This window comes from Mangrovivirga halotolerans, assembly GCF_026241165.1.
GTDB classification, from domain to species: domain Bacteria; phylum Bacteroidota; class Bacteroidia; order Cytophagales; family Cyclobacteriaceae; genus Mangrovivirga; species Mangrovivirga halotolerans.
This window is the reverse complement of sequence record NZ_JAPFQN010000004.1, coordinates 200,048-219,321: the sequence shown is the minus strand read 5'-3', so window position 1 is coordinate 219,321 and position 19,274 is coordinate 200,048. Positions and strand designations below refer to the sequence as shown.

Annotated in this window: 19 protein-coding genes and 1 tRNA gene; 3 read left to right on the top strand and 17 right to left on the bottom strand. The window is 36.8% G+C overall.

Annotated elements, in window-relative coordinates; translation table 11 throughout:
- Positions 1-177: 177 nt before the first annotated feature.
- The gene (locus OO013_RS07545) at positions 178-1,959 is read left to right on the top strand and encodes an SLC13 family permease (protein WP_266056115.1); all 1,782 of its coding nucleotides are present in this window, start codon (positions 178-180) and stop codon (positions 1,957-1,959) included.
- 119 nt (positions 1,960-2,078) lie between these two features.
- Positions 2,079-3,941, top strand: coding sequence for a DUF885 domain-containing protein (locus OO013_RS07540; RefSeq protein ID WP_266056114.1), 1,863 nt, complete (start codon positions 2,079-2,081; stop codon positions 3,939-3,941).
- Between the two features lie 136 nt (positions 3,942-4,077).
- Here OO013_RS07540 and OO013_RS07535 read toward each other — a convergent pair whose 3' ends face one another.
- The 16 genes from OO013_RS07535 to OO013_RS07460 all read right to left on the bottom strand — a co-directional run bounded on the left by OO013_RS07535 (position 4,078) and on the right by OO013_RS07460 (position 17,363).
- Positions 4,078-5,415 (bottom strand): MFS transporter, encoded by a 1,338-nt coding sequence (locus OO013_RS07535; protein ID WP_266056113.1) that lies wholly within the window; start codon positions 5,413-5,415, stop codon positions 4,078-4,080.
- Positions 5,416-5,565: 150 nt separating this feature from the next.
- Positions 5,566-6,027, bottom strand: a complete 462-nt coding sequence (locus OO013_RS07530; protein ID WP_266056112.1) for an ExbD/TolR family protein — start codon at positions 6,025-6,027, stop codon at positions 5,566-5,568.
- Position 6,028: 1 nt separating this feature from the next.
- Complete coding sequence (locus OO013_RS07525; RefSeq protein ID WP_266056111.1) at positions 6,029-6,586, bottom strand: ExbD/TolR family protein; 558 nt, start codon at positions 6,584-6,586, stop codon at positions 6,029-6,031.
- 149 nt (positions 6,587-6,735) lie between these two features.
- On the bottom strand, positions 6,736-7,200 hold the full coding sequence (locus OO013_RS07520; protein WP_266056110.1) for an ExbD/TolR family protein: 465 nt from the start codon (positions 7,198-7,200) through the stop codon (positions 6,736-6,738).
- Complete coding sequence (locus tag OO013_RS07515; protein ID WP_266056109.1) at positions 7,200-7,769, bottom strand: ExbD/TolR family protein; 570 nt, start codon at positions 7,767-7,769, stop codon at positions 7,200-7,202. Before OO013_RS07515 ends, OO013_RS07520 begins: the two co-directional genes overlap by 1 nt.
- A 7-nt stretch (positions 7,770-7,776) precedes the next feature.
- Complete coding sequence (locus tag OO013_RS07510; RefSeq protein ID WP_266056108.1) at positions 7,777-8,094, bottom strand: hypothetical protein; 318 nt, start codon at positions 8,092-8,094, stop codon at positions 7,777-7,779.
- A gap of 48 nt (positions 8,095-8,142) precedes the next feature.
- Positions 8,143-8,985 carry a MotA/TolQ/ExbB proton channel family protein gene (locus OO013_RS07505; protein WP_266056107.1) on the bottom strand — a complete coding sequence of 281 codons (843 nt, stop codon included), beginning with the start codon at positions 8,983-8,985 and terminating at the stop codon, positions 8,143-8,145.
- Between the two features lie 77 nt (positions 8,986-9,062).
- Positions 9,063-9,155 (bottom strand) — tRNA-Ser (locus OO013_RS07500).
- A gap of 86 nt (positions 9,156-9,241) precedes the next feature.
- Positions 9,242-10,321, bottom strand: coding sequence for an asparaginase (locus OO013_RS07495; protein ID WP_266056105.1), 1,080 nt, complete (start codon positions 10,319-10,321; stop codon positions 9,242-9,244).
- Positions 10,321-11,094: a TatD family hydrolase gene (locus OO013_RS07490; protein ID WP_266056104.1), complete on the bottom strand. Its 774-nt coding sequence runs from the start codon at positions 11,092-11,094 to the stop codon at positions 10,321-10,323. The genes OO013_RS07495 and OO013_RS07490 overlap by 1 nt, the downstream gene beginning before the upstream one ends.
- Positions 11,091-12,194, bottom strand: a complete 1,104-nt coding sequence (locus OO013_RS07485) for a glycosyltransferase (RefSeq protein WP_266056102.1) — start codon at positions 12,192-12,194, stop codon at positions 11,091-11,093. Before OO013_RS07485 ends, OO013_RS07490 begins: the two co-directional genes overlap by 4 nt.
- Positions 12,191-12,838: a polysaccharide deacetylase family protein gene (locus OO013_RS07480; RefSeq protein WP_266056100.1), complete on the bottom strand. Its 648-nt coding sequence runs from the start codon at positions 12,836-12,838 to the stop codon at positions 12,191-12,193. Before OO013_RS07480 ends, OO013_RS07485 begins: the two co-directional genes overlap by 4 nt.
- On the bottom strand, positions 12,838-14,064 hold the full coding sequence (locus tag OO013_RS07475; protein WP_266056098.1) for a GAF domain-containing SpoIIE family protein phosphatase: 1,227 nt from the start codon (positions 14,062-14,064) through the stop codon (positions 12,838-12,840). The genes OO013_RS07480 and OO013_RS07475 overlap by 1 nt, the downstream gene beginning before the upstream one ends.
- Positions 14,065-14,068: 4 nt before the next feature.
- Positions 14,069-15,307 (bottom strand): ABC transporter permease, encoded by a 1,239-nt coding sequence (locus OO013_RS07470; protein WP_266056097.1) that lies wholly within the window; start codon positions 15,305-15,307, stop codon positions 14,069-14,071.
- Positions 15,304-16,497 (bottom strand): glycosyltransferase, encoded by a 1,194-nt coding sequence (locus OO013_RS07465; RefSeq protein WP_266056096.1) that lies wholly within the window; start codon positions 16,495-16,497, stop codon positions 15,304-15,306. The genes OO013_RS07470 and OO013_RS07465 overlap by 4 nt, the downstream gene beginning before the upstream one ends.
- Positions 16,488-17,363, bottom strand: a complete 876-nt coding sequence (locus OO013_RS07460) for a hypothetical protein (protein WP_266056095.1) — start codon at positions 17,361-17,363, stop codon at positions 16,488-16,490. Before OO013_RS07460 ends, OO013_RS07465 begins: the two co-directional genes overlap by 10 nt.
- A gap of 21 nt (positions 17,364-17,384) precedes the next feature.
- Here OO013_RS07460 and ruvC point away from each other — a divergent pair, with 21 nt between their 5' ends.
- Positions 17,385-17,951 (top strand): crossover junction endodeoxyribonuclease RuvC, encoded by a 567-nt coding sequence (gene ruvC / locus OO013_RS07455; RefSeq protein ID WP_266056094.1) that lies wholly within the window; start codon positions 17,385-17,387, stop codon positions 17,949-17,951.
- Between the two features lie 928 nt (positions 17,952-18,879).
- Here the strand turns inward: ruvC and OO013_RS07450 are convergent.
- Positions 18,880-19,272, bottom strand: a complete 393-nt coding sequence (locus OO013_RS07450; RefSeq protein WP_266056093.1) for an HIT family protein — start codon at positions 19,270-19,272, stop codon at positions 18,880-18,882.
- Between the last annotated feature and the right edge of the window lie 2 nt (positions 19,273-19,274).

The window sequence follows — 19,274 nt, the reverse complement described above, 5'->3', positions numbered from 1 at the left end:
AATATGAAAACTAAGGTCCATTCACGAAAGCTAAGAAAACCAATTATCGATTTGGTTAATCAATTTACATTAGCGATTTTAACAAAGTTGATTTGAAAAATAATGACCGAAGAAATACCAAATACAAAAGTTCTGCATACTTTTGTTGCCGGAAAAAGAAGTGTATAAACGTTAACAATGATACCGTTACCCTATCAACCCTATATAGTATTTCTGGCAATAGTATTTATGTTTATTGCTATTTATAAAAACTGGTTGCGTCCCGTAGTCAGTTTTGCTTATACTATAATATTTTTTGTAATAACAGGTATCATTTCCGGTCCGACAGTAATCAAGGGGCTATCCAATGACAAGATCGCCAGCATAATTCTACTTATATTAATCACCACCGGCATCAGGAAAAATTTCAATATCGAACTTATATTCAAGGGAATGTTTCGCGATGGGATTTCCTATCGCACTTTTATCTCCAGGATGATGTTCCAGGTGGCATTTCTTTCCAGCTTCATTAATAATACACCAGTTGTAGCTTTAATGACTCCATACGTTATCAAATGGGGAAAACGACATAAGATAGCCCCATCAAAACTATTGATCCCAATGTCATTTGCCACGATCATGGGCGGTATGATTACTATTATTGGTACTTCTACCACCCTTCTTTTGATCGGGTTTTTACAGAAGAATAATGAGCCTTTAATCAAATCGACAGATCTGTTAATCATTGGAACTATTATCACTGTCATTGGTATTTTATTTTTGACATTCTTTGCCAGTAAGTTATTACCAAATTATAAGGACCTGATCGACAGCTTTAAAGAAAAGCAAAGAGAATACCTGATTGAAACCAAGGTTAAGAAAAATTCTGAATACCTGGGTAAAAGCATCAAAAATGCTGGATTAAGAAATATGAAAGGGGTTTTCCTGGTGGAAATAATCAGAGAAAACCAGAAGATCTCCCCCGTTGAACCCGAAGAAGTAATTCTTAGTGGGGATGTACTCATTTTTGCCGGAAATACTGATCATATTATTGAACTGGCAAAAAGTAATAATGGACTTAAGCTACCACAGGAGGACCTATATTCTGTTGAAGATGAAATAGAAGTTACCGAATGTGTAGTAAGTAACTACAGTAGTATGGTTGGTAAGACTGTAAAAGAAGCCAGTTTCAGAAACCGGTATGATGCTGCAGTTGTCGCAATTCACCGACAAGGACAAAAGCTAAGTGGTAAAATCGGTGATATACCTCTTCAGGCAGGAGATGTGCTGCTCTTGTTTAGTGGTAAAGATTTTAAGGAAAGAGTTGAATTATACAGAGATCTGTTTATAATATCTTCAACCAGAGAAGTGGTACAAAGCGATAAAAAGAAATACTATGTTCTGGGAATAATTGGTGTTTTGATAGCAGGGTTATTGATCTATGGTCAAACCTCGTTGTTTACTTCTCTTCTGGTAATTTTCTCGATATTGGTAGGAACTAATATGCTTACACTTCAGGACGTTAAACGTGAATTAGACCTGAATATGGTTGCAATCCTTGTCATGAGTATTGCCCTGGGTGAAGCTGTTTTTAATTCAGGTGCTGGCAACATAATAGCTAATTTCATGATCGAAAATCTGATCGATTATGGCAACTTAGCTATTCTTGCAGGTTTAATGATTGCATGCGTAATACTAACTAATGTGGTGTTTAATGCCGCTGCAGTTTCAATCGCTTTCCCTATTGCCTTCGAGGTCAGTCAACAGCTTGGTGTATCAGGGATGCCATTTTATCTTGGAATAGCTTTTTCGGCATCATGCGCTTTCCTCACTCCGATCAGTTACCAGACACACCTGATAATTTTTGGTCCGGGTGGATATCAATTTAAAGATTTCTTCAAGGTCGGACTTCCGGTAACTGTTATTTACCTTACTACTGCTTTTATTCTTATATCACTATTATATCCTCAGATAGTTTAACCCATTAAAATTAAAGAATTGCCCTTCATATAAATCTTTTGATCCTGCTTTTCAGGGAATATTACTATCATTAAATTAGTAGGGTTATTTGTCATATTATTAATGTAAACTCAATTACAATGAAGCTATTAAATTATGGATTCATTGTGTCTTTATTTGCTTTGCTTTTAACAAGCTGTGGCAATGAAAAAGACACGACTGAAGCCCAAACTTATACTGAAGCTGATATTAAAGCTGAATCACAAAAGGCTAATCACTTCTTTGATTCAGTATTTGATGCAGCCGTAGACAGAAGTCCGATGTACCAAAGTTATCTCGGTATAAAAAAGGATTATGGAAAATGGGATGATATCTCTGATGAAAATGCCAAAAAAGAATTGGAAATCGCCAAAAAGGAGCTGCAATATTTAAAAGACTCAATCAATCCTGAATTACTGGATAAGCAAACCAAAATCAGTTACGAGTTGTTTAAAGAAGACAGGGAAAATGAGATTGAAGATTTCAGATGGAGATTTCACAATTACCCGGTGAATCAAATGTACGGTTTGCATTCACAAGTACCAGCCATGCTGATAAACATTCATCAGGTTACTGACTCAAGTGATGCAGCAGCTTATATCTCAAGGTTAAAAGGTGTTAAGCCTCTTTTTGATCAACTCATTGAAAACCTGAGGATTAGAGAAGATAAAGGAATCATACCTCCTAAATTCGTTTTTGATCACGTTATAGAAGGATCAGAAAATATTATAAAAGGGGTTCCTTTTACTGATGGAGAACCGAGTACATTATTAGCAGACTTCACAAAAAAAATTAATGCCCTTGGCTTACCTGAAGAAATAAAAAATGATTTCATCAACAAGGCAAAAGAAGAATTGCTCAATTCCGTACAACCTGCTTATGCAAGCTTACTTACTTTCTTAAAATCACAAGAAGAAAGAGCAAATACTCTTGATGGCATCTGGAAATGGCCTGGAGGAGATAAATATTATAATGTTGCTTTAAAAAGAACGACAACTACAGATTTAACGGCTGAAGAAATTCACCAGATCGGTCTTGACGAAGTGCAGAGAATTCATGGTGAAATGAAAGAGATCATGAAAGAAGTTGGGTTTGATGGTACATTACAAGAATTCTTCACCTTCCTGAAAACAGATGATCAATTTTACTATCCTAATACCGATGAAGGTAAAGAAGATTATATGGACAGTGCCAAATCGATCATTGACAATATGGAAAGCAGACTGGATGAGCTTTTCATCACTACACCAAAAGCAAGAATTCAGGTTAAACGAGTAGAGAAGTTCAGAGAAAACTCAGCAGGCAAAGCATTTTACCAGGCACCTGCTCCTGACGGATCAAGACCGGGCACATATTATGCAAACCTTGCTGACAGCCGTAATATGCCAAAGTTTGAAATGGAAGCACTGGCTTACCATGAAGGAATCCCTGGCCACCACATGGACCGTACTATTGCACAGGAATTAACTGGCATTCCAAAATTCAGAAAATTTGGCGGCTACACTGCTTATGTTGAAGGATGGGGACTTTATAGCGAGTTTATCCCAAAAGAAATGGGACTTTACGAAAATCCATATTCAGACTATGGTCGTCTTGCTATGGAGCTTTGGAGAGCATGCAGACTTGTAGTTGACACAGGTATTCATTCGAAAAAGTGGACCAGAGAAGAAGGGATTGATTACTACATGACAAATACTTCAGGTAGTGAAAGAGAATGCGTAAGAATGGTTGATCGACATATTGTACTGCCTTCTCAGGCTACAGCCTATAAGATAGGAATGCTTGAGATTCTGAAGTTAAGACAAAAAGCAATGGATGAACTAGGCGATAAATTCGACATTAGAGAATTTCATGAAGTAGTACTAACTAGCGGAGCAGTTCCTTTAAATGTCCTGGGTGACCTGGTTAACGAATATATAAAAGAAACTAAAGGTGAGACTTCTGACGAAAATACAGAAGCCTAAAAGAAATAATATTAATAATAAAAAAGGCAGGCTGATCAATTAGCTTGCCTTTTTTATTTTATATATGTTTCCATAAACAATAGAAACCCGTTAAGATCTTATAAAACTAAAAACGTGATTTATTCTTTATACCAATCTAATCCTCGGGCACTTCCTGTATTTTGAAAGCTTTAGACAAAGGAATAGTAATAAGGGTAATTAATCCTAAGATGAATAGGATAGTCAACCAGATCACCGAATTTCTCATGTTACGGGTAAATTGTTCGACGAGTCCCCAGCCGAAAGTTCCGATCACAATAGAAATATTAAAAGTCACATCATAAAAACTAAAATACCCTGCGTGATCAATTGTTTTTTCAGGTATCATTTTAGCAAAAGTTGCCCGCGATAAACTCTGGATTCCACCCATAACCAGCCCAACAAAGAAAGCTATGGTTATAAATTGAATCTTAGTGTAGGTAAAATATGCTCCAAAGCAAATTGCTATCCACATGATCAACATAATCACAAGTGAAAACTTATTCCCTTTTTTAGTAGCGAGATAAGCAAAAAATATAGCACCAATGATCGCTACAAGTTGAATAACTAATACAGTAAGGATAAGAAAATCACCTTCGAACTTAAGCTCTTTTTCCCCAAAAGTAGCGGCAAGGTACATGGTGGTCTGCACTCCCATATTATAAAGGAAAAAGGACAAAAGAAACTTTTTCATTAATGGCAAGTGCCTGAGAGACCTGAATACTTTTCTTATTTCTTTATATCCGCTAGCTAATACCTTAGTAGTTACTTTCCTGTTATAGGGGTTTTCAGGGAGCCTGTTAAAACTTATTTGAGCAAACCCTGCCCACCATATGCCGACAAGAAGAAAACTGAACCGTGCTGCCTGATCATCATCCGAAAGAAAAAATGTATCAGGAGATTGAATCATAAACAAATTAAGGACGAGCAAAATTACAGAGCCTGCATAACCATAAGAATATCCCCGTGCGCTGACCTTATCAATTCGGTCTTCTGTAACTATCTCCGGAAGATAGGCATCGTAAAACACCAATCCTCCACTGTAGCCTATTCCAGCCAATACTGTAAGTATGATTCCATATTCGACATTACTGCCATTAAAGAAAAACAAACCTGCGCAGGATAATGATCCCAGATATGTGAAAAACTTCATAAACTGGATCTTCTTACCACTATTATCTGCAATCCCGGATAACAAGGGTAACATCACTGCGATGATCAGGAAACTGGCAGATAACGCGTAGGAATATAAAACCGAATTCTCTATTTGGAGACCAAAAAAAGGAATCTTATCCCCTTCGTAAAATGCCCTCGTTGCTGAAGTGAAGTATATTGGAAATATTGTAGAAGTGATCACTAATGAGTAAACTGAATTAGCCCAATCAAAAAAAGACCACCCGTTAATTATTTTCTTATCGTTTAATTTATGAGTTCCCTTATCTAAAACCTGCTCCATAAATAAAAAATATATTCTCGCGCAAGATAAAGAAAGACATTGTAATTCCTCAAAAGGATATTAAATACTTAACAGTTATGTCACACATTTAATATCAATTATAATTATCCCGGCAGGAGCAACTTGAAAGCCGGGATAATTACCAACTTACTATTCCTTTTCAATAAGTTGGGGAGTATTATACATGATCTTTAAAGCATTGGCTTCTCGTAATTCCTGTTGTACATCAGAAACTATACCCATTTTTGTTTCCTGATCGACCTTTAAAGAGATTGTCATCGCATTTTTATCAATTTCGTCGAGTTTATCTCTTTCCCTGGTCACCCAAAGAACTAATTCATCCATTCTTACAAACGCATCATTAGCTTGAACCAGAGGCTCTTGTCCAAATTTTTCTTCTTTGGGTTTTCCTACATATAAATGAGAAACCAACGATTTCCTCTCAAGTTTTGTAATGTCTTTTGCATCTGGTAGCTTTTGCTCAACTAATAGCTTATCCTGCCTGATCACCGTTGTAACCATGAAAAAAAACAGTAGCATAAAAATTATATCGGGTAAAGCAGCAGTTGGGATTTCTTGTTTGGCCTTATTTCTTTTTCTAAATTTTGACATATCACCCTCCTATTTTATTTGGTTCAGCAATAGAGATTCTCATCGGAAAAGATTCTTTAGCCTTATCGATCTTAGCCTTTTGCTTAGGATTTTTAGGATCTAGATTCAGGTATTCAGTTGCACTAAGGCCAAATAGGCTACCTCTGGATTTATAATAAGCACCCTGAACCTGATCCAGGACTTTTATGAATAAATCATAACTCGTTCCTCTATCAGTTTTAATAGACACAACTCCTTCTAGCGGACTATCTGATAGTTCAGAATTCTCTCCATTGTTATTGATAAATTCATAAACCAAACCCTTAAGTAAATTCGGATCGTTAAGAATTTCGTCTTCCACTAAAAGCTGATCATTTGAATTGATTAGTATCTTAAAAAGATTTCGATCGGGTATATCGATTTGAGTTTTATCTTGTTCATCAGCTTTTGGCGGAAGCTTTATTTGTAGTCCTTTATCTGAATTTATCTGGGTTGTAACCAGGAAAAAAATTAGAAGTAAGAAGGCTATATCCGCCATAGAACCTGCATTTACTTCTTGTTGCTGTCTATTTCGTGCCATATAATTACATTTATTATTAATACTTTAGTTGTTTAACTAAGAATTAAGTTATAAAATATACAGCAATTAAACTAAACTTTTAGTTATTAATAATAAAAAAAAGCCTCTCTGAGATCAGAGAGGCCATATATATATTTTGCACAGTGGGATTAAATATCGTCTTTTACTAACTGTGGCGTATTATACATGATCTTCAAAGCATTTGCTTCACGAAGTTCTTGCTGTACGTCCGAGACGATACCCATTTTAGTATCTTTATCAACTTTTAAAGATACTGTCATTTGATTTTTGTCTACTTCGTCGAGTTTATCTCTTTCCTGAGTAACCCAAAGGATAAGCTCGTCCATTCTGATAAATGCATCATTAGCCTGAACTAATGGCTCAGTACCAAACTTGGCTTCTTTCGGTTGCCCTACGTAGAGATAAGAAACAAGCGATTTTCTTTCCAGCTTAGTGATATCTTCAGCAGCTGGTAAGCTTTGCTCAACCAAAATCTCATCTTCTCTGATCACAGTCGTCACCATAAAGAAGAATAGAAGCATGAAGATAATATCTGGCAAAGCGGCCGTTGGTATATCCTGACTGGATTGACTTTTCTTTTTAAACTTTGACATTATTGACCTCCTAACTTATTCGGTTCAGCAATTGAAATTCTCATCGGATAGGCATCTTTAGCTCTATCGATCATTTTTTCCTCATCAGGTTTTTTGGCATCAAGTCCAAGATATTCCTCACCGGATATACCAAGAACTCCACCTCTTGCTTTGTAGTAAGCTCCCTGAGCGTTATCTAGTACCTGAATAAATAATTCATAACTGGTACCCCTGTCCGCTTTGATAGAAACCACAGCATCTTGTGGGCTATCAGATTGTTTAGGATCGACACCATTATTCGTTATAAATTCATGCACCATATCTCTCAACGCATACGGATCATTTAAAGGCTCATCCTCAACCAGCAACTGATCATTCGAGTTGATCAGAATTTTGAAGATATTTCTATCTTTCATTTTGATATCTGGTGGCGGCTGAGTCGGATCCAAAGGTGGTGGCAACTTAATTTGCAACCCCTTATCTGAATTTATCTGAGTAGTAACCAGGAAGAAAATAAGCAGAAGGAAGGCGATATCCGCCATTGACCCTGCATTTACTTCCTGATTACCTCTGTTTTTACTTCTAGCCATAAATTAATTATCTAATTAACTTAGCAATCATTGATACGAAAATACCTACAAGTCCGCCTACAATCAATATGTAAGTCATAATCAATAATGCACTAACAGACTTGGACATTCCTGCACCTAGTCCAGGAAACTTTGCATAAGATGTAGCTTCTGACATGCTGTATCCAATGAAGAATAAAACAACTAGAGCCAAAAGACCAGCACCAACTTTAAGCAAAGATTTTGGGTCACTTAATGAGTTGATCAAAGGTAGAATGATCACTGAAACAGTGGCAATTCCGATCAACCCATATGATAAATATATTAATATGTCAGTTAATTCCATAAATCTTTAATTTACTGTGTTATAATATCTAACGACGACTAATAAATTTTATTTAGTCAATTGGTGCTTAACAAGCAAGTCAACCAAAGTAATAGAAGCATCTTCCATCTGGTTAACCAAAGAGTCGATCTTAGAAACACAGTAGTTGTAGAATAACTGAAGAATAACTGCAACGATCAAACCAGCAACAGTTGTTAATAGTGCTTGCTTAATACCACGAGCAACAAGAGAAGGCTGGATATCACCTGCAGCTTCAATTGAGTCGAATGCGTCGATCATACCAATTACAGTACCCATGAAACCAAGCATTGGAGCAAGAGCGATAAATAGAGAGATCCAAACCAGACCTTTTTCTAATTTACCCATTTCAACAGAACCGTAAGCAATGATTGACTTTTCAACCATATCAACACCTTCAGACATTCTCATAAGTCCCTGAGTGAAGATTGAAGCAACTGGACCTCTTGTGTTTCTGGTAACTTCTTTAGCAGCTTCAACACCACCTTGCTGAAGAGCATCTTCAACGTTAGCTAACAATTTCTTAGTGTTAGTAGTAGCAAGGTTAAGAGTGATGATACGCTCAATAGAGATTGCAAGACCGATGATCAAACAAGATAATACAACAGTCATGAAACCTACACCACCTTCAATAAATTTCTCTTTGATAACCTGGTGGTAATCAGCAGCGCCATCAGCTTCAACTTCAATTTCATCAGCTTCTTCGACTTCAGGCTCGTCTTGTACTGGAGTCATTTCCTCTGAAGCTTCTTCAGTAGTAGCCTCAGTAGTATCAGTCTCAGCATCTTCCATCTCTTCTTGAGCGAAAATTACTGACGTAAAACCAAAGTTTAGAACCCCAGCTAGTGCAAATAAAGTAAGTAACTTTTTCATAATTCAGTTTTTAAAATAATCTGTTTACTCAGTTAAGTGTTAAATTTATACTTTTAAATAAACTATTCAAAAAAAAGTGGCGGAGAGAGAGGGATTCGAACCCTCGGTACCGGTTGTGCCGGTACACCCGCTTTCCAGGCGAGCACCTTCAGCCACTCGGTCACCTCTCCAAATTATACCGTAATATACTTTTTTCCAATTTAGCAGCACAAATAAATCAATTATAACGCCTTTTTGCAAGTTAATATAGGCTTTTTTAAGTAGCGGTAATAGTAATTTCTCCGGCAATATTTTCTCGCAACCGGCGTTTTACCTCGTTTAGGTCTGATATTGAACCTAATAGAAACATTAATTTTGTTACTGCAGCCTCCAGGGTTATATCATCTCCTGACACTACTCCCATCTCCTGAAGCTTTTTACTGGTGGCATATCTTCCTTGTATTACCCTTCCTCCAATGCATTGGGATACGTTATAAATGATTATTCCGCTATCCATTGCTTTTTTCAGGGCATTAACGAACCATTTTCGGGTAGAAGCATTACCAGACCCATAACTTTGTAAAACTACACCCTTCAAACCTTTCGTTGAAAGAATTGCATTTACATATTCTTCTGTTAACCCGGGAAACAAAGGCATTACTGCTACTCTTCTGTCAAATTGATTTTGAAAATTCAATTTCTTACCCGGTATAAATGGCTTAATTGCCCCATGATTAAACTCTATTGTAATTCCCGCCTGGGCCAGCTTTGGATAGTTTTCTGATTTGAATGCCCCAAACTGAGAACTTCTGATCTTTTTTGATCTGTTCCCTCTAATCAATATTGAGTTAAACAAGATACAAACTTCTGTAATCAAAGGATTACCATTTTCATCTTTTGCTGAAGCCATTTCCAGACTGGTAAGAAAGTTTTCCCTGGCATCAGACCTCATCACTCCTATTGGCAACTGTGATCCGGTAAAAATAACAGGCTTATTCAAACCGTCTAACATAAAGCTTAATGCTGAGGCTGAATACGCCATAGTATCTGTACCATGAATAACTACAAACCCATCATATTGCTCGTAATTTTCATCGATAATATAGCCTATATCCTGCCAGTGGGTCGGTGATACATCTGATGAGTCTATTGGTTTCGGAAAGGAAATTACAGTTAATTTTAAATTGTAATTTCGAATATCTGGTAATTTTTCAAAGATCTTCCCAAAATTGAAAGGAGATAACGAACCATCAGCATCCTTTTCCATCCCAAGAGTACCACCTGTATAGATAATTAACAGGTTGGCAATAGGTGGCTGCGGTAATGCAGTATTTATATTTACTATTTTATAGTTCATTACTTCAGTTCAAACAGTTCTTCAGCATTTTCAGCTGTTATTTTTTTTAGTTCACTCAAAGGCATTCCCAACAAATCAGCCACTTTTTCTGCTACATATTCAGTATATGCCGGTTCATTTCTCTTACCTCGAAATGGAACAGGGGCTAAGTATGGAGAATCTGTCTCCAAAACTATTTTTGAAGGATTCATATCGGGTATCACCTTATCCATACCCCCATTCTTAAAAGTAGCTACCCCGCCAAGACCAACCAGAAAATCAAGATCGACGATCTTCTTATATTGTTCCAGGTCTCCGGTAAAGCAGTGAAATATACCTTTTAATGATGGATATTTATTTTTTTGTTCAGCGACGATCTCGATTGTTTCATCTATGGAATCTCTGCAATGCAATACTATTGGAAGATCATGCTCCGCAGCAAGGGTTATCTGCCCAATAAGGGCTTGCTTTTGCTCTTCAAACAATGATTTATCCCAATACAAATCTGTTCCGATCTCTCCAACTGCAATAAATCGATCATCCTTTTTCAGCCAGTCTGATACAAAGTCAACTTGCTTTTTCCATTCTTTATTTACAGAACACGGATGGATTCCCATCATCGGATAACAAAAACCAGGATTCTGATCAGCCACCTCCAACATTTCATCAACGCTCGATTCATCTATGTTCGGAAGCAGTATTTTCGTGATCCCTACTGATTTAGCCCTCTCAATGGTTTCATCAAGGTCGCCTTCAAACTTTTTCCCATACAAATGCGCGTGTGTATCGATCATGATCTAACTTCTCTTCCTTTCCATTCAGGGCTTTTGCCTAACCCCCATTTTACAAGAACCGTAAAATTCAAGATAATTGAATAGAAATCAAACAATATGACTGCTGAAATATAATAGAAAAATGCAATTTTTTTAAAAGAGAACGGTAAACTACAATTATACAACACCCTGAGTACAATTCTACCTGTCAGCCAGGCAAATGCTGAAACACTAAATCCAGAAATAAGAAGTGCTATAAAAACAAGAATCCACAATGCTTCGGCAAGATAAAAGATCAACCAACCCGGCGCTTCTGAAATTCCTCCCAGCCACCATCGTAATCGCTGACTAACCAGTTCTTGCCATTTTAATTTAGGCTGAGTCTGAGCAATGGCACGATTATTTGCCACTACTCCTGCCCCAATACCTGTTTTTTCCCTTACAAGATAAAAAATGGCAGCATCTTCTGTATGTGAACTGTGAGTAGCCTTGTATCCTCCGCTTTCTTTATAAGCTTTGGCAGGCATGGCCATATTATTACCATTTCCGGTTACCGGTATGCCAATTCCCTGTACAGCAACCACCCTCCCTAAAGCCATTATCCAGTCAATGCGTTGTAAAGCACTTAAAAAAGAACTGATCACCGGCACTGTGGGAGCTATAACTATCTTATTGTTTTTAATTACCCCGGCTGCCATATTTTTTAACCAGCCATCCTTCATTACGCAATCAGCATCTGTAAATAGCAAAACTTCTCCATTTGCCTGCTTTGCAAGGTAATCCAACCCTTGAGCTTTGTTATTTAAATGCTCTATAACCGGGTAATCACCACTAAACAATCTTACATTATCATTATTTTCATAAGCTTTTAAAACCTCCGCTGTACCATCAGTGCTATTGTCATCGCATACCAGAATTTCATATTTCTCTTTTGGATAAACCTGGCTTAATAATGAATCAATACAGGAAGAAATATGATTTTCTTCATTTCTTGCCATTATTAATACTGAGCAATATGGTAGATCTTCCTCGCTGATCTTTTGCTTTTTTGATCTCAAAAAGAGAAAGATATACCAGAGAATAAAATCGATTGTCAAGACAGCAATTACAAAATATATCATCTGACAGATTTTATTAATTTAAACTGATAGTCTTTTTCAATACAATATTCAATAAACGGTTCTAAAGTAGCTTTCATTAAGGATTCTGCTTTTAGAGAATCATGAAATACAGCTATTGTACCCGGCTGAAGATGCTTCTTTAGTTTTTTCAATATTACGTCTGCAGTGAGAGAAGGAGAAAAGTCACCGCTCAAAAGTGACCAGAGCACTAAATCATATCCCATAGCAGAAATCTCTTTTATCTGTTTAGGCTTTATTCTACCATGAGGTGGTCTAAAGAGCAAATTATCATCATATCCGTTCTTTAACATTTCCTGCTTACAGAGATTTATTTCTTCATAATACTCTTGATCCGTCAATTGAAAACCGTTTTTATGATAATACGTGTGATTTGCTACTAAGTGTCCATTATCAACTAATAATCTGAACACCTCTGGATGTTTTTTAATATTGTCTCCCACAAGGAAAAAAGTAGCTTTTATATGATACTTTTCGAGTAAATCTACTACCCAGGGTGTCACTTCCGGAATTGGACCATCGTCGAATGTCAGGTATATATCTTTATTATCTGTATCTACCTGCCAAATGCACCCGGGATAAACTTTCCTCATCCATTTTGGAGTATGATGCAGAAATACAGCCATTATTTATTGAACTTAATACTCAATAAGGTAATATCATCAGGAAATCGTTGACTCTCTCTGAACCGATCTAAATAATTCATTAATACGCCGTGAACAACATCCGGTGTGTATTTCATGTTTTCGGTAATAATTTCTCTAACCCGTTCAATACCCATTTCTTCATCATTATTGTTCCGGGCTTCAACCAGGCCATCTGTATAGGTAAACAAATAACTTTCTTTAATTCCTTCTATCTTTCCATGATTCAAAAAGGGAAGTTCTTCAAATGCGCCCAAAAGAGTTGTCCCTTTATCGAGGAAAGTAACTTCCTTTCCTTTTATTATCATTGGAGGGTTATGTCCGCAATTGACATAAGTTAATTTATTTTTTACGAGATCTACTAACCCAATAAAAAAAGTAATAAAGTTTTGACCGTTAGCACTCTGGAAAATATGAAGATTCAAGTCATTGACAATTTCTTCCAGATCAGTTGTCCTTCTAACCAAGGTTCTCAATGCAGCCTGGAAATTTGACATTAACAATGCTGCGGGAACTCCTTTACCACTCACATCTGCAATACAGAATATAAACTGATGGTCGTTACAGGTTGGAATGTAGTCATAATAATCACCTCCTACGTTTGTATGCGGGAGATAAAAAGCATTCATGATCACTTTGTCATCATGCCTTAATTCATCAGGAAAGAGATAATGCTGTACATCCCTGGCAATTTCCAGTTCCCTTTTCATCGCCTGCCTTTTCAATTCCTTTCTGGCGAGCTTTTTATTTTCAATGGCTACCAGTAATAAATTAGCAAGCGTCTGAGTAAAGCTAAAAACACCTTCACTCGCATCCCCTTCACGAACTATAGTCGAATCACGGATATATAAAAGCGCAAGTAAATTTTCTTTATGACGAACCGGAATCACCCAGTTGAACTGATCGAAAAAAGGATTCTCAATTCCATCTACAAAGGTTGGTGCCACTAAATTAACGTGATGTACAGGGGGCTCTGATTCTAATTCAGAATTTTTAATTCCAAAGGAAGATTTCAGGTCCCAATTGTATTCATTAACAAAAAGAGCTAATCCGGAAAAACGAAGATTAACTCTTAAAGTAAATTCAAAAATTTTATATAGAGATTTTTCAGGCAAATTTTCATTTATCGCCTGAGTTACCTCGAGCAATGCCTGAAGCTGAAGTTCTTTGAGATCAAATTCGCTTTTTAATTTTTCGAGATCATCCATAAAATCATTTTAACAGCGACTTAGGATCAAGCGCATCTCTAAGTCCGTTACCTAATAGATTAAATGCCAGTACAAGCAAAGATATTGCTATACCAGGCAGTACGATCAGGTGCCATGAATTAGGTGTTCCGATCGAGTCAAAGCCTTCACTGATCATAATACCCCATGAGGGTGTTGGCGGTTGCACACTAAGCCCAAGGAAACTAAGTCCTGCTTCCAGAATAATTGCCGCAGCAAAGTTGGAAGTGGCCAACACAACCAGAGACCCGACTAAGTTAGGTAAAATATGTTTAAAGATGATCCTTCTGTTCTTATATCCAAATGCCTGGGCGGCTTCTACGAATTGTTTTTCTTTAAGCACTTTGAACTGTCCCCGTACAACCCTGGCTACTTCGACCCACATAGTAAGGCCTACGGCCAGAAAAGCCACCATTACACCTTTGTTCTGCAATCCCATACTAATGGCAATAACCAGCATAATACCAGGTATAGACCAGATAACTGAAAACATCCAGACAATAAAACTGTCTATTTTACCACCAAAATATCCGGCGATTGCTCCAAGAAAAACCCCCAGAGTAAGAGAGATCAACACAGCGAGGAATCCAATCCCTAAGGAAATCCGCGTTCCATATAATAGCCTTGACAGCATATCTCTACCTGATGAATCGGTACCCAGCCAATAAGTTCTGGATTCTATAAGTTCGTCTTCTATTGTGGAAATCAACTCTGATCTTGAAATGGTTTTAATTTCATTATCGATATTCACATATCTGATCGGATCGGAGGAATAATCAACGTTTGATTCACCTGGAAGCTTATCACTATCACCTACAAATACCGGGGCAATTACGTTTACCAGGGAAAATCTGGATTCTTGCATAGAATCTCCGTAAGGCGTGATCACTATCTCATCACCTTCAATACGGTAATCCTGGAGAGGAACAATACGATATTCACTTTCCTGCCCCTGATACAGTGCTTCTAAAAATCCAGCTTCCTCAACTTCGTGATTTTTATGGACATTAAGAATATCCACGGTAAAAAAAGGTAATTGCTTCTTAATTTGCGGCGAACCCTGATTAGTCTGAGGAGTATTATCAGGAATTATCAGGTAGCCTAAAACCGTGATTAAAACTGCAGCAATTATTATCACAACACCAAACATTGCTAAACCATTTGATCTGAGGTTTAAGTAAGCATAATAGTATGGTGAATGATGTGAATTATGATTTTCTGTCATTTCCTGTCAAAATTAGAAAATTCCGGATTTCCCATTTCCCAAACTCCGGAATTATCAGCTTTTCTATCCTTCCAGCTAAATCCTTTAAATAAGGATAGCATTCCAAAAAAAACTGAGTACAGCGGATATAAAACCGCTAGTAAAAGTATTCTTGAAAAGTAAAACGATTTTCCGAAGAATGAAAAGGCTCGCTTTAAAAATACTACCTCGGCAACCGTTTTAATCATCAGTGACAAAAGTACAATAAGTGATTTATAAAAGACAAAATTTAACACTATTAATATTAAACTGATTAACAGAAGAACATACATCAGAAAGATAAGTCCTCCACTTAACCTTACTCCTATTGGTTGTACACCTGTTTTCCATTTACCAGCCCAACGTATTCTCTGATGATAAAATTGTTTGAAATTATTTAAAGGTTCAGTGTTTACTATGGAGTGGGGATCAAAATTATAAGCAATTGCCTCAGCTCCATATTTATTATGAATGTATTGCATTAAAAAAATATCATCACCACTAACCAACTCCATTTTCATACCTTCATCGAGTGCTGATAAATACACACTTTTTTCGAACAATAAATTTGCAGCATTGCACATCACCGGATTCCCGATTGCTAATGTTGACATCGTTACACCTTGTAATGCAGCAAATTCATAGGTTTGAAAATTCTCAAGCATGCCCCCTTGCTGATTCATCCAGACCGGACCAACGATTAGCTTAGTATTCTCGTGTCCGACAAATTTACTAACCATACTTTTCAACCAATCTGGGCCAAAGGTACAATCAGCATCTGTTGTAATAATTAATGAACCATGTCTACTGTGATCAACTGCTTTTTTAATCGCTTCCTTTTTTCCGAAACCAGAAGTTAAATTGAGTAACTCCGCATTTATATCTGTCTTGCTAACCCAGTCAGAAACTATTCTACAACTTTCATCTTCAGAATGATCATTAACAATTAAAACACTAAAGTTCAATGAGTTAATATTCAATCTGTCAATACAGCTTAATAATTCGGGTAAGTTATTTTCTTCATTTCTGAATGGAATAATTAAAGTTATTGGAGCATCAAAAGATATCGAATTTCCACTATCAGTAGGTTTAATATATTCTAAGGATCTGAAAAGAAAGATAGAATAAAGCAACACCACCACAAGGGTCAAAAAATAAACTATCATCTCCATACAACCTCCCTGTTTTTATAAATCCAAAAGCATAAGGAGGTCAAAACATTATTGGAAAACCAGACAATAAATACTGCTGTAGTGATCAATATCACCTCTGTAGCGGTAGCGTCAAATATATACAAGGCACTAATTTCCCGAACACCAACCTCTCCAATCCAATGAAAAACCGGAATAATTGATCTCATAAAAAGAACCAAACTCATTCCGGTGATAATATCGAAAGTGCTATGAGATAATCCTAAGGCTTTAAATGCAAGCACAAACTGAAATAAGATCAATATAAACCGCACAGTGTGCATGAACGATATTTTCAAAAATATTGGTAAGGAAAATATACTTTTATCTAACCTGATGATAAAAATAATTATCCCGGCAGAGATTAAAATACCGGCAATTGCAAGTAGCCACCAATTATTGGCTATGAATGGATATTTGTTGATACCAATAATTAACAAAGAGCATATACCAAAAGCTGCTGAAACTATTCCTGCACTAAATTTAAGAGTCGTCCATGAGGCAACATTTGCCTTTGCTTTTATTTCTGAAGGTAAATAACGTTGTCTGCCAAGCACTTCACCTGGTGAAGCAAGCATAAATCGAAACAACAATCCATTCAACGTACTCTTCCATGCCGTTGCCATATCAATTTTCAATGCTGACCGTAATCGTTGTGCTTCGATACCCCAGGTAACAGGTGATAATAACAAGAGCAATAAAATATAATAAGTTCCTGCAAACTGAAGGCTAAAAGAGCTTATGGTAGTCTCAGAAATTTTGAAATAAGCTGCAGCAACCAGCGCCACTAAAGAAATAATATTTAGTGCCTGATTGAATTGCCTTGATTTCAAAAAGGTAAAGCTCATAAGAATGTTTATCTTGCAGTAATGGTAAAAATCAATACAAATCCCAAAAAGGAAAGTATTATTCTTGGTCTCGATCCGGGTACCCAGGTAATGGGATACGGACTAATCGAAGTTAAAAATACACAAATCCGATTAATTCAATATGGTGTTATCCATTTAAAGAAATATTCAAGTCACGAATTGAAATTAAAAAAGATCTTTGATCGGATCACTTCTCTAATTGACGACTATCTTCCGGATGAAGTAGCTCTTGAAGCTCCTTTTTACGGCAAGAACGTACAGTCGATGTTAAAACTTGGCCGGGCTCAAGGTGTTGCAATGGCAGCAGCTCTGAACAGGGACATCCCAATATTTGAATATTCACCTAAGAAAATTAAGCAGTCGGTAACCGGAAACGGAAATGCTTCTAAGGAACAAGTTGCCTCGATGCTACAACAGCTATTAAAATTTGACCATACAGAAAAACTTCTCGATGCGACTGATGCTTTGGGTGTTGCTTTGTGTCATCATTACCAGGATGGGGTGGTAAGCAGTTCTCCTAAGTCATGGAAAGCATTTATCAATGAGAATCCCGGGAGAGCCAAATAAAAACAATCAACCTTATTTAGGGATTCACATCTATTAACTAATAACCAATAACTTAAATCTCTATTAACTAATAACCAATAACTTAATCTCTATTAACTAATAACTCAATAACCTATTAACTAACTGCCGCCCTGGTTCGTGTCCTCACGAAACAGATAAACCGGATCTAAACTCCTCTTTTATTCAAACCTCTAAATACGCTGCGCTAACATCTCGAAGAGCATCAACCAGTAACTTAATTTCTTATAAATATTCACCAAATTTCTATTTCCATTCCTCTTTTAATAATAAAAGTGTATTTCTCTCTTCATTTTTGTCTTGATCCGTGACGAAGCAAAAAAGTCAAGACACTATCAATCCTGCAACAACACAGCCTACCCACCCTCGTGATATTGTCATTCCCACCGCGCCCTTCTAAGAAACATCTTAATTAAATTAGACTAATAATATCCTATTGAATCTCGCATTCCGAATTAATTGCGTCAGCAATTCTCTCTGTGTACTCTGTGCTCCCATGACGACCTTCCTTTGTCGGTGTCAGGGTTTTCAACTCTGTGGTGAATTAAATAAACAGCTTGCTGTTTTTCCCCTTGACAACTTACAGTGTCAGGGCTTTCAGCTTTGCGACCTTTGCGCCCCCTTGACGATCTCCTAATGTCGATGTCAGGGTCTATGGATTTGCGGTGCATTTTTCATTTGTTATGAGAGTCAAGCGTATTCCTCTTAATCTCATAATCCTGTAAATCCTCACTGTCGATAAGTGTCAACATTTTTAAGATCAGACAATTTCGAGTAAAGCGTACTAATAACCAATCACTTAATCTCTAATAACTAGTAACTTAATAACCCAATCTCTAATAACTTATCACAAATAAAAAAACCGGGCTGCAATCCACAACCCGGTTTCAAAATTATTTCTATAATATAACTACAGTTCTTTCTTAATTTTTTCTGCCATTTCAGAAAGTTCTTCATCCGAAGGTTCCAACTTAGGTCTGGAGAAGTTTATATCACCCATGGAATTCATTGGAACAAGATGAACATGAACATGAGGAACTTCGAGTCCGATTACTGCAACCCCGATCCTCTTACAATCAACTGCTTTTTTAAGACCTGCAGCAACTTTTTTAGCAAAGAGCATCAATCCGGAATAAGTATCATCATCAAGATCAAAAATGTAATCTACCTCCTTTTTAGGAACCACAAGCAAATGGCCGTGAACTAAAGGTTGAATATCCAGAAAAGCGATATAACTATCATCCTCGGCAACAATATGGCCGGGAATTTCTCTGTTAATGATCTTAGTGAAAATTGAAGACATAC

Coding starts and splice junctions, on each gene's coding strand:
- OO013_RS07530 (WP_266056112.1), bottom strand. CDS start 6,027: ATGTCAAAATTTAGAAAAAGAAATAAGGCCAAACAAGAAATCCCAACT.
- OO013_RS07450 (WP_266056093.1), bottom strand. CDS start 19,272: ATGTCTTCAATTTTCACTAAGATCATTAACAGAGAAATTCCCGGCCAT.
- OO013_RS07515 (WP_266056109.1), bottom strand. CDS start 7,769: ATGGCTAGAAGTAAAAACAGAGGTAATCAGGAAGTAAATGCAGGGTCA.
- OO013_RS07465 (WP_266056096.1), bottom strand. CDS start 16,497: ATGGAGATGATAGTTTATTTTTTGACCCTTGTGGTGGTGTTGCTTTAT.
- OO013_RS07480 (WP_266056100.1), bottom strand. CDS start 12,838: ATGGCTGTATTTCTGCATCATACTCCAAAATGGATGAGGAAAGTTTAT.
- OO013_RS07495 (WP_266056105.1), bottom strand. CDS start 10,321: ATGAACTATAAAATAGTAAATATAAATACTGCATTACCGCAGCCACCT.
- OO013_RS07520 (WP_266056110.1), bottom strand. CDS start 7,200: ATGTCAAAGTTTAAAAAGAAAAGTCAATCCAGTCAGGATATACCAACG.
- OO013_RS07505 (WP_266056107.1), bottom strand. CDS start 8,985: ATGAAAAAGTTACTTACTTTATTTGCACTAGCTGGGGTTCTAAACTTT.
- OO013_RS07535 (WP_266056113.1), bottom strand. CDS start 5,415: ATGGAGCAGGTTTTAGATAAGGGAACTCATAAATTAAACGATAAGAAA.
- OO013_RS07545 (WP_266056115.1), top strand. CDS start 178: ATGATACCGTTACCCTATCAACCCTATATAGTATTTCTGGCAATAGTA.
- OO013_RS07460 (WP_266056095.1), bottom strand. CDS start 17,363: ATGAGCTTTACCTTTTTGAAATCAAGGCAATTCAATCAGGCACTAAAT.
- ruvC (WP_266056094.1), top strand. CDS start 17,385: ATGGTAAAAATCAATACAAATCCCAAAAAGGAAAGTATTATTCTTGGT.
- OO013_RS07470 (WP_266056097.1), bottom strand. CDS start 15,307: ATGACAGAAAATCATAATTCACATCATTCACCATACTATTATGCTTAC.
- OO013_RS07485 (WP_266056102.1), bottom strand. CDS start 12,194: ATGATATATTTTGTAATTGCTGTCTTGACAATCGATTTTATTCTCTGG.
- OO013_RS07540 (WP_266056114.1), top strand. CDS start 2,079: ATGAAGCTATTAAATTATGGATTCATTGTGTCTTTATTTGCTTTGCTT.
- OO013_RS07525 (WP_266056111.1), bottom strand. CDS start 6,586: ATGGCACGAAATAGACAGCAACAAGAAGTAAATGCAGGTTCTATGGCG.
- OO013_RS07475 (WP_266056098.1), bottom strand. CDS start 14,064: ATGGATGATCTCGAAAAATTAAAAAGCGAATTTGATCTCAAAGAACTT.
- OO013_RS07510 (WP_266056108.1), bottom strand. CDS start 8,094: ATGGAATTAACTGACATATTAATATATTTATCATATGGGTTGATCGGA.
- OO013_RS07490 (WP_266056104.1), bottom strand. CDS start 11,094: ATGATCGATACACACGCGCATTTGTATGGGAAAAAGTTTGAAGGCGAC.